The organism is Streptomyces sp. CB02366 (assembly GCF_001905905.1).
Classification (GTDB): Bacteria; Actinomycetota; Actinomycetes; order Streptomycetales; family Streptomycetaceae; genus Streptomyces.
The window spans coordinates 128104-141635 of record NZ_LIVT01000010.1; the positions used below are offsets into that span (position 1 = coordinate 128104).

At 74.5% G+C, this 13532-nt stretch carries 11 protein-coding genes; 9 read left to right on the plus strand and 2 right to left on the minus strand.

Annotated features, from left to right (window positions below; genetic code table 11):
- Window positions 1-174: 174 nt before the first annotated feature.
- The 3 genes from AMK24_RS24990 to AMK24_RS25000 all read left to right on the plus strand — a co-directional run bounded on the left by AMK24_RS24990 (window position 175) and on the right by AMK24_RS25000 (window position 4287).
- On the plus strand, window positions 175-1176 hold the full coding sequence (locus tag AMK24_RS24990; RefSeq protein ID WP_073771115.1) for an ATP-binding cassette domain-containing protein: 1002 nt from the start codon (window positions 175-177) through the stop codon (window positions 1174-1176).
- The gene (locus tag AMK24_RS24995; RefSeq protein ID WP_073771116.1) at window positions 1173-1964 is read left to right on the plus strand and encodes an ABC transporter permease; all 792 of its coding nucleotides are present in this window, start codon (window positions 1173-1175) and stop codon (window positions 1962-1964) included. Before AMK24_RS24990 ends, AMK24_RS24995 begins: the two co-directional genes overlap by 4 nt.
- Before the next feature lie 331 nt (window positions 1965-2295).
- Window positions 2296-4287 (plus strand): PAS domain-containing protein, encoded by a 1992-nt coding sequence (locus AMK24_RS25000; RefSeq protein WP_073771117.1) that lies wholly within the window; start codon window positions 2296-2298, stop codon window positions 4285-4287.
- A 188-nt stretch (window positions 4288-4475) separates the two neighbouring features.
- Here AMK24_RS25000 and AMK24_RS25005 read toward each other — a convergent pair whose 3' ends face one another.
- A complete protein-coding gene (locus AMK24_RS25005) occupies window positions 4476-5867 on the minus strand; it encodes a HAMP domain-containing sensor histidine kinase (RefSeq protein ID WP_073771118.1) in 1392 nt (463 codons plus the stop codon).
- Window positions 5864-6565: a response regulator transcription factor gene (locus tag AMK24_RS25010; RefSeq protein ID WP_073771119.1), complete on the minus strand. Its 702-nt coding sequence runs from the start codon at window positions 6563-6565 to the stop codon at window positions 5864-5866. The genes AMK24_RS25005 and AMK24_RS25010 overlap by 4 nt, the downstream gene beginning before the upstream one ends.
- A 76-nt stretch (window positions 6566-6641) precedes the next feature.
- Between AMK24_RS25010 and AMK24_RS25015 the strand changes: the two genes are divergently transcribed.
- From AMK24_RS25015 to AMK24_RS25040, 6 genes are all read left to right on the plus strand, one after another.
- The gene (locus AMK24_RS25015) at window positions 6642-7244 is read left to right on the plus strand and encodes a hypothetical protein (RefSeq protein WP_073771120.1); all 603 of its coding nucleotides are present in this window, start codon (window positions 6642-6644) and stop codon (window positions 7242-7244) included.
- Window positions 7245-7823: 579 nt separating this feature from the next.
- Window positions 7824-9083: a choice-of-anchor A family protein gene (locus AMK24_RS25020; RefSeq protein WP_107427461.1), complete on the plus strand. Its 1260-nt coding sequence runs from the start codon at window positions 7824-7826 to the stop codon at window positions 9081-9083.
- Between the two features lie 147 nt (window positions 9084-9230).
- Window positions 9231-10124, plus strand: coding sequence for a peptidoglycan-binding domain-containing protein (locus AMK24_RS33365; protein ID WP_073771121.1), 894 nt, complete (start codon window positions 9231-9233; stop codon window positions 10122-10124).
- A complete protein-coding gene (locus AMK24_RS25030) occupies window positions 10121-10582 on the plus strand; it encodes a hypothetical protein (RefSeq protein WP_143203730.1) in 462 nt (153 codons plus the stop codon). The genes AMK24_RS33365 and AMK24_RS25030 overlap by 4 nt, the downstream gene beginning before the upstream one ends.
- Before the next feature lie 313 nt (window positions 10583-10895).
- Window positions 10896-11810 (plus strand): AurF N-oxygenase family protein, encoded by a 915-nt coding sequence (locus AMK24_RS25035; protein ID WP_073771123.1) that lies wholly within the window; start codon window positions 10896-10898, stop codon window positions 11808-11810.
- Window positions 11811-11819: 9 nt separating this feature from the next.
- A complete protein-coding gene (locus AMK24_RS25040) occupies window positions 11820-13496 on the plus strand; it encodes an FAD-dependent oxidoreductase (protein WP_073771124.1) in 1677 nt (558 codons plus the stop codon).
- Window positions 13497-13532 lie beyond the last annotated feature (36 nt).

The following is a 13532-nucleotide window of genomic DNA, read 5'->3' on the forward strand; positions in this document are numbered from 1 at the left end:
CCCCGTACCGCCTCTCCCGCCCGCACCGCCGCTCTCCCCGCACGTCCACTCCGGGCCGGCCCGGCCCCCGCACACGCCCTCGGGCCGGCCCGCGCCCGCCCCTGCCCTCGGGCCGGCCCGCGCCCGCCCCTGCCCTCGGGCCGCCCGTACCCACCGCTGTGAAAGGGACTCCGCATGACTGCCACCCCGCCCCCCGCACCGCGTGCCGCCCAGGTCGCGACGCCGGCGATCACCGCCACCGGACTGCGCAAGTCCTACGGCGACAAGGTCGTGCTCGACGGCATCGACCTGTCGGTCCCGCAGGGCACCGTCTTCTCCCTGCTCGGTCCGAACGGCGCGGGCAAGACCACCGTCGTCAAGATCCTCTCGACCCTCGTCTCCGCCGACGCCGGCGAACTGCGCGTCGGCGGCCACGACCTGGCCGCCGATCCGCACGCCGTGCGGACCGCGATCGGCGTCACCGGGCAGTTCTCCGCCGTCGACGGCCTGATCACCGGCGAGGAGAACATGCTCCTCATGGCCGATCTGCACCACCTGTCCCGGCGCGAGGGGCGGCGGGTCACCGCCGAACTGCTGGAGCGTTTCGACCTCGTGGAGGCCGCGAAGAAGCCCGCCTCCGGCTACTCCGGCGGCATGAAGCGCCGCCTCGACATCGCCATGACGCTGGTCGGCGGGCCGCGGATCATCTTCCTCGACGAGCCGACCACCGGCCTGGACCCGCGCTCGCGCCACACCATGTGGGGGATCGTTCGCGAGCTGGTGTCCGACGGCGTCACTGTCTTCCTCACCACCCAGTACCTGGAGGAGGCCGACGAGTTGGCCGACCGTATCGCCGTCCTCCACGGCGGGAGGATCGCGGCCGAGGGGAGCGCCGACGAGCTGAAGCGGATCGTGCCCGGCGGCCACGTCCGGCTGCGGTTCACCGACCCCGCCGCCTACCGGTCCGCCGCCGGCGCCCTGCGCGGCGGGGTCGGGGACGACGAGGCCCTGTCGCTCCAGATCCCCAGCGACGGCGGCCAGCGCGATCTGCGCTCCGTCCTCGACCGGCTGGACGCGGCCGGCATCGAGGCCGACGAGCTGACCGTGCACACCCCCGACCTCGACGACGTGTTCTTCGCCCTCACCGGCGCCCCCGTGGCCGCCCCGACCCACCAGCCGAAGGAGACTGTCCGATGAGCACCCTCGCCCTCGCCGTCCGCGACTCGTCCACGATGCTGCGCCGCAACCTGCTGCACGCCCGGCGCTACCCCTCCCTCACCCTGAACCTGCTCCTCACGCCTGTCATGCTCCTGCTGCTTTTCGTCTACATCTTCGGCGACGTGATGAGCGCGGGCATCGGCGGCGAGGGGGCCGACCGCTCCACGTACATCGCCTACATCGTCCCGGGCCTGCTGATGCTCACCATCGGCTCCACGGTGATCGGGACCGCGGTCTCCGTCTCCAACGACATGACCGAGGGGATCATCGCCCGCTTCCGCACCATGGCGATCCACCGCGGTTCCGTGCTCGTCGGGCACGTCGTCGGCAGCGTGCTCCAGAGCGTGCTGAGCGTGGTCCTGGTCGGCGCGGTCGCCGTGGCCATCGGGTTCCGGTCCGTGGACGCCACGGCCCTGGAGTGGCTGGCCGCGTTCGGGCTGCTCGTCCTCTTCTCCGCCGCCCTCACCTGGATCGCCGTGGGCATGGGGCTGATCAGCCCGAACGCCGAGGCGGCCAGCAACAACGCCCTGCCGCTGATCCTGCTCCCGATGCTGTCCAGCGCGTTCATCCCGGTGGAGACGATGCCGGGCTGGTTCCGGCCGATCGCCGAGTACCAGCCCTTCACCCCGGCCATCGAGACGCTGCGCGGGCTGCTGCTCGGCAGCGAGATCGGCCACAACGGCTGGCTCGCCGTGGGCTGGAGCATCGGACTCGTGGTGCTCGGCTACTTCTGGTCGACGGCGAAGTTCGCCCAGGACCCCCGGTAGCCGCCTCCCCCCCCCGGGGCCCGAACGGTCTCCGGGGCCCGGCAGCGGCCCGCCCTCGAACCGAGCGCGGGCCGCTGCCGCCGTTTCCGTTCCCGAAGCCGAAGCCGAAGCCGAAGCCGAAGCGAGGGCGCGGCGCGCGTGCCCCGTACGGGCCGGGGCCGAGGGGGTAGGTGAGGGCAGGCACAGGGGCTCGTTAAGGCACCCCTAAAGATCGGCCGTACCTCTCCGGCCGGGCCGGGGGGCGGGGTCCGCCGGGTCTAGGTTGAGTTCGCCGTCCGGTTGTGGCGCCCCAGCGCCCACGCGAGAGAAGCCCGTGACAGGGAGCGCCGTCGTGAACCACCCGTCCCCGCCAGGTATCGGCCGTCCCGCCGCCGTCCTCGACGCGCTGCCGGACGGCCTCGTGCTCGTCGACGACAACGGCACGGTCGTCAACGCCAACGCCATGGCGCTGGCCCTCTTCGAAACGCCCGGCACGGCCGTCGTCGGGCGCGGACTGCTGGACCTGCTGCCGGACTTCGACTGGCGGCAGGCCCCGGGCCCCGCCGACCGCCCGGCCCCCGGCCCCGAGGGGACCGGCGCGTGGATGCGCGCCGGGGCGCGGCGGATGAGCGCCCGGCGCACCGACGGCTCCGCGTTCCCCGCCGAGGTCTCCGTCACCGGCGTACCGGAGGCGGGCATACCGGATTCCGGCACGTACGGCCGGGACGCCTCGGGCCACCTGCTCATGCTCGTCGTCCGGGACCTCACCGGCGCACTGGACGCCGAGGCCGAACTCGCCGAGGCCCGGCGGCAGACGAAGGCCGTGCTGCGGGCGGTCGCCGAAGGCGTCGTCGGCACGGACGCCGAGGGCCGGATCGTGCTGGTCAACCCGGCCGCCGCCCGGATGCTCGGCCACCGGGCGAGCGAGCTGGGCGGCCGGGAGCTCCACCCGCTCGTCCTGCACTCCCGCGGGGACGGCGAACCGTTCCCGTTCGAGGAGTCGCCCCTCGCCGACACCCTGCGCACCGGACGGACGAACAGCGTCCGGGGGCAGACCCTGTGGGACCGCGAAGGGGCCCGGCTCCTCGTCGACATGACCGTGGTACCGGTCCGCGAAGGGGAGCAGGTGGCCGGCGCCGTCCTCACCTTCCGCGACCGGGGCCCCGAGCAGCGGCTCGCGCACCGGCACGCGGCCGAACTCACCGCCCAGGCCCAGCGCCACGGCTCCGAACTGCGCCGCCACGAGCAGCGGTACGAGGGCCTGGCCGAGCGCCACCGGAGCCTGACCGCCGCGGTGGACGGCGCGCGGCGCGGGCATCTGGAGGAGCTGCGCTCCGAACTCATGACGCTGGCCGCCGACGACGCCGGGCGGCTGTGGCCGGAGGCCGGGCGGCTGCTCGGCCGGCTCGCCACCGGCTGCACGCGGATGGCCGCCGTGCTGGACGACGTGCTCGACCACCAACGGCTCACCTCCGGCGTGGTGGAGCTGCGGCGGCAGCCGGTGGACGTCGGCGGCGTCGTACGCGAGGGCGTGCGCCGGTCCACGGAGCTGCTCGGCCCCGAGCGGGCGCGGTTCGCCCTGCGCAGCCCGGCGGTCCGGGCGGAGGTGGACCCCGAGCGGTTGGCCGTGGCCCTCTCCCACCTCCTCACCGACGTCGCCCTCCCGGAGGGCCAGGTCTCGGCCGACCCGGAGGAGGAGGCCCTGACGACGGTCGCGGTGGCGCGGAGCGGCGAGGCCGTGCGCATCGAGGTGCGGGGGCCGTACGTCGGCGGCGACCCGGTCCACCAGTCGATCGTGTCCGGGATCGTGGGCGTCCACGGCGGGGCCGTGCAGTGGTACGAGGCGCCGGGCGCGGGGGGCGGGGTGTACGTGATCGAGCTGCCGGTCCGCTCGGCGGCCGGTACGGCGGAGGGGCTGCCCCACCCGGACGCGCCGGGGGACGCGGCCGGGGGGCCGCCCTCGGGACGACGACGCCGCCGTGCCCGCCACGCTTCGTCCGAGGCGGGGCGCGACGGACGTGCGGTGCCGGGTACCCCGTTCTCGACGACGGCGGGAACGGGGTCGGCGGCCTGGGGGGAGCCGGTGGCCGGGGCGAGCACGGGCGGCGGGCCCGGCCGGGGGCCGGGGGCCGAGCCGGGGACCGGCACCGGGTTCGGCCTCCTCCCCACGGTCGTGCCCGTCTCCGCCCGGCCGGCCGGGCCCGTGCGCGCGGCCGTGGGCCGGCACGGCAGCGGTCACGGCTCCGGCCGTCCCTCCGGCCACATCTCCGGGACGGCGGCCGAACCGCTCGGTGCACGCGTCGTGCTGTGGCCCACCGCGGAGGGGTCCGGGCGGGCGTCCTGACCCGTCCGACGACGGTCACGCCTTCGGCGGTCACGCCCGTACGCCTGTACTCCGCCCTGAGCCCCCTCGGCCCGTACGCCCCTCGGCCCGGCCGTCCGTCCGGGCGGGGGAGGCCGGGGGCGGAAATCCCTGCGCGGGCTGCCGCGTCCGGGCCCCGCGTACGGGCTTCCGGCCACGGGCCCCTGTTCTCAGCTCGACGTGACGCCCGGTCGGCCGCGACGCCGGGACGATCTGCGGTCGCGGCGGCGGGGCTGTTCCCCGGGCACCGCGTTGAGCTGGATCCAGACCCGGATCTCCGCGCCGCCGTACACCGAGCGGCCGATCCGGACGTCGCCGCCGGTGGACTCCGCCATCTGCCGCACGATGTCCAGCCCCAGCCCCGTCGAGCCGTCCCGCCCACCGTCGTTGCCCCGGGCCAGCGCGGCCTCGGGGTCCGCGATGCCCGGTCCGGCGTCCGAGACGAGAATGATCACCGCGTCCTGGCTGCGGTGCATGTCCAGCGAGAAGGCGGTCCCCTCCGGGGTGTGCTGGAAGATGTTGCCCAGCAGCGCGTCGAGGGCGGCCACCATGTCGGCCCGCGGCACGGGGACGTACACCGGCTCCTCGGCCCCGGCGACGTCGATGGCGCGCCCCTCGTCCTCGCCGAGGGCCGCCCAGAAGTTCATGCGCTCGCGGATGACCTCGGACGCGTCGCACCCCGCGCTCAGGAGCGGCCCGGCCGTCCTCGGCTTGGCCTCGCGCGCCGCGCGGATGATGGTGTCCACCTCGCGCTCCAGGTGGGCGACGGCGGAGCGGGTCTGGTCGGCGGCGGTCCCCTCCCCGAGCGAGGCCGCGTTGAGCCGCAGCACGGTCAGCGGAGTGCGCAGGCGGTGGGAGAGGTCGGCGGCCAACTCCCTTTCGTTAGCGAGGAGTTCGACCACCTGGTCGGCCATGGCGTTGAACGCCTCGGCGGCCCGTCGCAGCTCCCCGGGGCCCTCCTCCGGCACCCGGACCTCCAGGCTTCCCCGGCCGAGCTGCTGGGCCGCGCCGGCCAGCCGCTCGGCCGGCCGGGTCATCCGTACGCCGAGGCGGTCCGCGACCAGCACCGATCCGGTGACCAGGGCGGCGGCGACACCGGCCAGCACGAGCCAGGCGAAGGCGACCCCGCGGCCGACCTCGGCCTCCGGTACGAAGACCTCGACGATGCAGATCTTCCCGGACTCCAGGGCGAAGGGCTGGAGGAACGCCGAGCCGCCGGGCACGGCCGTGACCCCGGCGTGCTTGAGCTCCCGGGCGATCTCCACCGCCTCGTGGTCGGACCGCACCCGGCCCATCTCCGTCTCCCCGCCGCCCTTGGCCGCGGGGAGGTGGACGGCCATGCGCCCGTCCGCGCCCGCCTCGGTGGACAGGACGGCCCGGAGCAGCTGGTCACGGTCGGTGGTGATGGAGAGCGTCGGGCCGAGCGCGTTCGCCTGCCGCTCGGCCTGGGAGAACGCCCGGTCCGACGCCATCTCCTTGACGACCAGGGCCAACGGCACGGCGAAGGCCAGGACGACCATGCCGGTGACGGCGAGGCAGACCTTGATCAACGCCCATCTCACCGCGGGGGTTCCAGCTTCACGCCGACGCCCCGGTAGGTGTGCAGGTAGCGCGGGCAGGCGGCGGACTCGCCCAGTTTCCGGCGCAGCCAGGAGAGATGGACGTCCACGGTCTTGTCGGCCCCGTAGGGCTGGTTCCATACCTCGGCCAGCAGGTCCTTGCGCGAGACGACCCGGCCGGGGCGTTCGGCGAGGTAGGCCAGCAGATCGAACTCGCGGCGCGTCAGGTCGAGTTCCCTGCCGTCGAGGGAGGCGGCCCGGCGCGTCGGGTCGACGGATATCCCGCCGACGCTGATCACCTGGGGCGGCGGTACGGCGGCCCTGCGGCCGCCCGCCCCCGCGCCGGAGCGCCGGAGGACGGCGGCGATGCGGGCGGTGAGGTGCTCGGCCGAGAAGGGCTTGGTCAGGTAGTCGTCGGCGCCGTCGTTGAGCAGCCGGATGATGCCCGCCTCGTCGTCCCGGGCGGTCGCGATGATGACGGGGACGTCGGCGATGCCGCGGAGCATCTTCAGGGCTTTGCCGCCGTCGAGGTCGGGCAGTCCCAGGTCGAGTATCACCACATCGAAATGGAGTTGGGAGATCTCACGCAACGCCTCCAGTGCGGTGCCCACACTCCGCACGCTGTGGGAGGCGTCGGTGAGGTGCCTAATGAGGGCAGCGCGTACGAAGTGGTCGTCCTCGACCAGGAGCACACTAGCCATGAACGGAACCGTACGCTATTCAATGAATCGATTTGCAGGGCCTTCGGCGAAGAACCCCCGGCGACCATGGATCAGGATGCGACGACTACTGAAGCAGGGAATTGCCTGGACGCTGTCCACGGCGGCGGCGGGCATGTTGTCGTGGTGGGGTGTGCATACGGTGATGGCGGCCACTGCCTATCCGCCGCCGTCCCCGATAGCCCTGACGGATACGCGGGTGGAGGAAGAAAAGCGGCGGGAGGACTCCGGGCCGGCTTCCACGCACCGGCCGGACGCCGGGAGGGCGACCGCCCGGCCCACCCCGTCGGGCGGGAGCGGCGAGGCGGTGGAGAAGCCTTCGCCGAGCCCCACGCCGAGCGCCGGCGCGGACCCGGCGCCGACCCGCGGCGGCGCCACCCCCTCGCGGGAGCCGGGCGGGACGGCGGGCGGGCCGGGCGACCGGCCCGCGGCGGGGGCCGGTGAGGTGAAGGGGTACGCCGTCGACGGCGGGCGGGTCACCTTCGACATGAAGCGGGACTACGCGGAACTGGTCTCGGCGGTCCCCGACGCGGGATGGCGGATGCAGGTGTGGAAGCACCCGCTGTGGATCCGGGTGACCTTCACCGAGGGCGACCGCGAGATCAGCGTCTTCTGCAGCTGGCACGAGCATCCGCCGCTGGTCGAGATCGAGGGCCAGTGATCCCCTGGCCCGGGTTCGCGGATCGCGGATCGCGGATCGCGGTCCGGGGGTCGGGGGCGGCGGCCCCGGGGCGGTCGTCGCGAGGGGCGGTGGCCGGGGGCCGGGAGCCGTACGCGCCGGGGCGGTACGAGGCCGGGGAGCCGGGGCGGCGGCGCCCGGCGGAGTCCGTAACGATCCGGACTCGGCAGCGTTAACCGCGTCTCCCGGAGGAATGCGGGAGAGGGCGGAGCCGTCCGGGCCCCGAGACCGTGGGGACCGGCCTCGACGCCCCCCGGGGCAACCGTGCCGGACACTTTCTCCGTACGGCTTATAACTCCCTTAACCAGGCCCTGAGGCGGCGTTAGCAATTCCCTGGAAAGGGTGCCGCCGGGAAGGTGGTGACGCCCCTTTGTGCGGGTGGTCGCCGCTGCTATCGTCACCGCTGTGCGCAAGCGAGAACTTACATTCAAAAGTACCGGCATAACAGCCGCATTGGCTCTTTCGCTCGGTCTCATCGGTGCCGGAACAATTGTTTCCGCTGCCCCTGCATTCGCCACGGGAAAGGCGGGAAGATCTGATTCGTGCCCCGCTCCCGGAGAAATGCCCGGACTCGGCCACAACCCGACGTTCACGGACGGCGGCGTCGCCCTCTTCGCCGGCGGCGACTACACCGCCGAAGGCGGCTCGGCGGAGGCCGAGGGGCTGCTCGTCGTCGGTGGGAACGCCACGTTCGCCAAGAGCGGGGGTGTCTTCAACGTCGGACGGGCCGGCATGGGCTCGGGGATCATCCCCGCCTCCGGTGACGTGATGCTCGCCGTGGGAGGGAACCTGTCGGTCGCCAGGGGGGTGACCCTCGACGTCGGACACGGCCTCACCTCCGGCCCGCGCTACGGCGGTTCGATCCGCGTGGGCGGCGAACTCGACGTCCGGGGCAGTCTGGAGACGAACGGCGGCCAGAGCCCCGACGGGCTCGGCAAGGACGCCGCGCTGAAGCCGCACGCCGGGTTCGGCGCCACGATCGCGAAGGAATCGGCGAGCCTGGGCGCGCTGAAGCCCACCGGGAAGACCGAGGCGAAGGGCGGCTCGGTCACCTTCCGGGGCGCGGGGGAGAGCGGACTCCAGGTCTTCGAGATCTCCGCCGCCGACATCAACGACGCCTCGACCTTCACCTTCGAGTCCCTGCCGGCCGGATCGTCCGTCGTCGTCAATGTCTCCGGTTCCCAGCCCGTGAAGATTTCTCCGATGGCCGTGGGCTTCGAGGGCGACCGGGCCGACGTCTACAGCTCGTCGAAATTCGGTGAAGCCGCTTCACGAATTCTTTACAACTTCGAGGATTCCACGTCGCTGACCCTGGGCGGCGGAGGCAACTTCATGGGGTCCGTTCTCGCCCCCGAGGCCTCCGCGGACATCACCGCGAGCACCAATGGCCGGCTGTACGTCGGGGGGAATCTGACCACCCGGGGCTCGGGCAACGAGAGCCACAACTACCCCTGGAACGGCACTCCGCCCTTCTCCTGCGAGCCGGGCGCGCCGGGTGAGCCGGAGAAGCCGGAGGTCCCGTCCACACCGACGCCGACGCCCCCCGCCACTCCGGAGGAGCCCGGCACACCGGAGGAGCCGGAGGCCCCCGGTACGCCCGAGGAGCCCGGCGCCCCGTCCGAGCCCGGTGAGGAGACCCCCTCCGCCGAGCCCTCGGAGCCGTCCGCCGAGCCCTCGAAGTCCGCTCCGGAGCCGAAGAAGGAAGGCGACCTCGCCCTCACCGGCGCCGGTTCGACGGTGATGATCGCCGGCGCCGCCGCCCTGGTGATCGCCGCCGGTGCGGCCATCGCCTTCATGACGCGCCGTCGCCGCCGCGCGTGACGCGCCGCACCGGGTGAACGGCCTCGCGGGCGGGGCGGCGCGTCGGCGCCGCCCCGCCCGCGAGGACGCGGCGTCGACCCGCCGCCCGTGCCCCGCCCCGCGACGTATCCGCCCCGCGACGACCACGACAACGGAGGCCACAGGACCATGACTTCCCGGCAGCACTCGCGGACCGGCCCGCGGGGAGGGGCGGACGCGCCGAAGGGGGCCGCCGTCTGTTTCGAGGCGAGCCCTGTCTTCGGGTACCTCGCTCCGCCGGACGGAACCGACGGCACCGTCGACCAGGAGGTGCTCAGCCTCTTCGCGGAACCTCCGGCCCGTACCGCCGCGCCGGATGCGGGACCGTCCGCGCCCGGCTCCGGCCCCGCGAGGGAGCCGGGTCCCGTACCGGCGCCCCTCGCCCCCGGTCCGCAGGACGCCCGCCGCCGCGCCCGCCGCCGCACCCTCGCGTGGATCGCCGTGTGCGCCGTGGCGGCCTGCGCCGCCTCGGCGGCCGTGCTGTACGGCCTCGTCGGCGCCCGGGGAGCCGACCGGGTCGTCACCGTCGAGGGGCGGCCCCTGCCGGCGGCCCCGGCGCCGCCGCCCGCCGTCGAGAGCTCCGTGGCCCCCGCCCTGGCCCCGTCGCCCACCGCGTCGGCGACCGCCTCCGCCCCCGCGGCGCCCGCCCCCGTGACGACCCCCTCCACCGCCCCCACGCCGAGTCCGAGCGCGACGCCGAGCGAGGCCGCCCACGCCCCCTCGGCCACCCCGGCCCCCACCCCGCCGCCCGCACCGCCCTCCCGGAAACCGGAGGCGCCGCCGACGCTGTCGGTCGGCAGCAACGGGCCCGCCGTGGCCGAACTCCAACGGCGGCTGGACCAGGCGCGCGTCTACCACGGGCCCTATGACGGGGTGTACGACGACGAGCTGGCCGACGCCGTGTACCGGTTCCAGTGGATACGGGGCGTGGAGGACGAGCCCGGCGTGTACGGCCCCGCCACCCGGGAGGCCCTCGTCGCGGAGACGTCGGGCGCGGGCGCCCGCGACGGGTCGTCCTGGTGACGGGCCGGGAGACGCGTACGCCCGTGCGGCGCGTCTGCGAGTCCTGCGGGCGCGGCCTGGCCGCCGCCCCCGCCACCGGCACTCCTCCCCGCAGGTTCTGCGGGGAGGAGTGCCGCCAGGCCGCCCATCGCCGCCGCCTCTGCGCGGGCCTCACCGCGCCGCCCGCCGCGCGCCTTCCCGCCCTGCCGTTCGTACGGCCCCCCGCCCCGCCCGCCGCGCGCCCTTCCGCGACGCCCGCCGGGAGAACCCCTCCGCGGCGGCCCGCGCCCCCCGCCCCCTCGGCCGACGCGGTCGCCGAACTGGCCCGGCGGGTGCGGGAGCAGGCCCACGACCTCGTCCGGCGGCTGCCGAGCGCCGACGACGCGGAGGCCCTGCGGCGGGTCGCCCAACTCCGCGAACAGCTCGACGGGCTGACGGCGGCGGTCGTCGGACGGGCCTGCCGGGGGTCCGTCCGCTGAGGCGGGGGCCGCGGTGCGAGCCCTGGGGCCGTAGTGGCGCAGGGGGTGAACTTCCCTTGTGCGGCAAGGAGATGCGGTGAGTATCCGGGCTGTTTTCTACCAGGGGGTAGGCCGACCCGGGGTCCTTGTTATACCTTGCGTCTAACAAGCGGGTGGGGGCCCGGCCGGCGCCGATTCCGGCGTGGGCGGGCGGCGGTACGGGCCGTCGCCCCCGGCCCCAGTGATCCCGCGCGGCCCCCGTGCCCCACGGGTCTGCCGACGTACGCACTCGTCACGACCAAGGATCACCGCACTCGACCCAAGGAGCCGCAGCATGGCCGGCAGCACTGTTCCGTCGAAGGTCCAGGAGAGCCCGGAGGGCGACGACGTCGCGCGGCGGCTGCTCGACTCGGCCGCGCAGCTGGCGTACGACCCGGCCACCGAGGTGGACTGGGACACCCCGCTGGACAAGGACTTCCACGGCACGAGCCCGGAGTGGTGCAGCCTCTACGGGACCGCGTACTGGGGAGAGATGACCGAGGCGCAGCGCAAGGAGCTGACCCGGCAGGAGGCGGCGTCGGTCGCCAGCACGGGCATCTGGTTCGAGATGATCCTCCAGCAGATGGTGCTGCGGGACATCTACATGAAGGACCCGGCGGGCTCGGAGTTCCAGTGGGCGCTCACCGAGATAGCCGAGGAGTGCCGCCACTCGATCATGTTCGCGCGCGGCGCGCGGAAGCTCGGCGCCCCCCACTACCGCCCCCGGCGCGCGGTGATGGAGCTGGGCAGGGCGTTCAAGACGCTGGCGTTCGGCGAGGCGGCGTACGCGGCGATCCTGGTCGCCGAGGAAGTGCTCGACGTGATGCAGCGGGACTGGATGCGCGACGAGCGGGTCGTGCCGTTCGTCCGCACCATCAACAACATCCACGTGGTGGAGGAGTCCCGCCACATGAAGTTCGCCCGGGACGAGACCCTCAAGCGTCTGGAGGGGGCGGGGTGGGCGCGGCGGCAGATCAACGCGTTCGTCGTCGCCGTCGCCTCGTACTTCATCGTGACCAGCATGGTGAACCCGAAGGTCTACCGGCGGGCCGGACTCGACCGGAAGCGGGCGCTGGCCGCCGCGAAGGCCAACGAGCACCACAAGTCGATGATGCGGTCGAGCTGTTCGGGACTGATGGACTTCCTGGCCTCCGCCCGCCTGCTCACCAAGCCCGCCCTCGCGTTCTACAAGCGCGCGAACCTGATCTGAGCCGGGGACATGACCTACGCCATCACCCAGACCTGCTGCAACGACGCCACCTGCGTGGCGGTGTGCCCGGTCAACTGCATCCACCCGACGCCGGAGGAACGCGCCTTCGGCTCCACGGAGATGCTGCACATCGATCCCCGGGCGTGCATCGACTGCGGGGCCTGCGCGGACGCCTGCCCGGTGGACGCCATCTTCCCGGTGGACTCGCTGACCGGGGGGCAGCGGGAGTACGCGGAGATCAACGCCGCCTACTACGCGGACGCGGAGCCGCCCGCGGCGGAGGTCCCCGGGCCGAACTTCCACGTCTGGGGCGAGCCGGTCTTCGAGCGGTCCCTGCCGTCCGACTTCGGGCCGCTGCGGGTGGCGGTCGTCGGCACCGGGCCCGCCGGGATGTACGCGGCACAGGACCTGCTGCTGCACACCGCCGCCGAGGTGACCCTGATCGACCGGCTGCCGGTGGCGGGCGGGCTGGTCCGGTACGGGGTGGCCCCCGACCACCCGGCGACGAAGAAGGTCGGCGACACCTTCTCCCGCTTCCACTCCCACCCCCGGGTGCGGATGCACCTGGGCATCGAGGTGGGCCGGGACGTCACCGCCGAGGAGCTGTCCGCCCACCACGACGCGGTGGTCTACGCGGTCGGGGCCTCCACGGACAAGCGGCTCGGCGTGCCGGGGGAGGAGAGGCCCGGCTGCCTGTCGGCCACGGCGTTCGTCGCCTGGTACAACGCCCACCCCGAGGCCGTCGCGCAGGGCCTCGACCTCTCCGCCGAGCGGGTCGTCGTGGTGGGCAACGGCAATGTGGCCCTGGACGTCGCCCGCATCCTGGTCGCGGACCCGGAGGCGCTGGCGGCCACCGACATCGCCGCCCACGCGCTGGACGCGTTGCGGGCGAGCCGGGTGCGGGAAGTGGTGGTGCTGGGGCGGCGGGGCCCCGAGGACGCCGCGTACACCCGCTCCGAACTCCTCGCGCTGAAGCACCTGCCGGGCGTGGACCTGGTGGTGGACGACCACGATCCCCGGACGGCGGCGGCGATCGACGCGGCCGGGCCGGGCGACCGGGCCGGGGTCCTGCGGGGCCTCGCCCGGGTGCGGACGGACGCCCGGCCCCCCGTACGCGGTGAGGGCGCGGCGGCGCGGCGGCGCATCGTGCTGCGCTTCCACTCGGAGGCGGTGGAGGTCCTGGGCGGCGACGGCGGCGGCGTGGACTCCGTACGCGTCACGGACGGCGGCGGCACGGCGGACCTGTCCGCCGGGCTGCTGCTGCGGGCCATCGGCTACCGGGGCCTCCCGGTCCCCGGGCTGCCGTTCGACGAGGCGAAGGGGACCGTCCCGCACGAGGGCGGCCGGATCGCGGGGATGCCCGGCAGCTATGTGGTCGGCTGGATCAAGCGGGGGCCCTCCGGGGGGATCGGCGCCAACCGCACCTGCGCGGCCGAGACGGTCGGCACGCTCCTGGCCGACGCGGTAGCCGGGACGCTGCCCGCCCCGGCGGGCGACGCCAAGGCGTTCCGCCGCCTGGTCCGGCAGCGCAACCGCCGTGTCGTGGACGCCCGGGGCCTGGCCGCGATCGAACGGGCCGAACGGGAGCGGGGGCGGGCGACGGGCCGGCCCCGGGTGAAGCTCGCCACGGTCGAGGAGCTGGTGGCCGCGGCGAGGTCCCGCCGACTGCTGCGCTCGGCGGGCTGACGCGGACCCGTACCGGAGCCGTACGGCGGCCGGTGC

Excerpts from the sequence above, each read along its gene's own strand:
- AMK24_RS25015 (WP_073771120.1), top strand. The coding sequence starts at position 6,642 with ATGCGACGACTACTGAAGCAGGGAATTGCCTGGACGCTGTCCACGGCG.
- AMK24_RS33365 (WP_073771121.1), top strand. The coding sequence starts at position 9,231 with ATGACTTCCCGGCAGCACTCGCGGACCGGCCCGCGGGGAGGGGCGGAC.
- AMK24_RS25010 (WP_073771119.1), bottom strand. The coding sequence starts at position 6,565 with ATGGCTAGTGTGCTCCTGGTCGAGGACGACCACTTCGTACGCGCTGCC.
- AMK24_RS25035 (WP_073771123.1), top strand. The coding sequence starts at position 10,896 with ATGGCCGGCAGCACTGTTCCGTCGAAGGTCCAGGAGAGCCCGGAGGGC.
- AMK24_RS24990 (WP_073771115.1), top strand. The coding sequence starts at position 175 with ATGACTGCCACCCCGCCCCCCGCACCGCGTGCCGCCCAGGTCGCGACG.
- AMK24_RS25020 (WP_107427461.1), top strand. The coding sequence starts at position 7,824 with ATGCCCGGACTCGGCCACAACCCGACGTTCACGGACGGCGGCGTCGCC.
- AMK24_RS25040 (WP_073771124.1), top strand. The coding sequence starts at position 11,820 with ATGACCTACGCCATCACCCAGACCTGCTGCAACGACGCCACCTGCGTG.
- AMK24_RS24995 (WP_073771116.1), top strand. The coding sequence starts at position 1,173 with ATGAGCACCCTCGCCCTCGCCGTCCGCGACTCGTCCACGATGCTGCGC.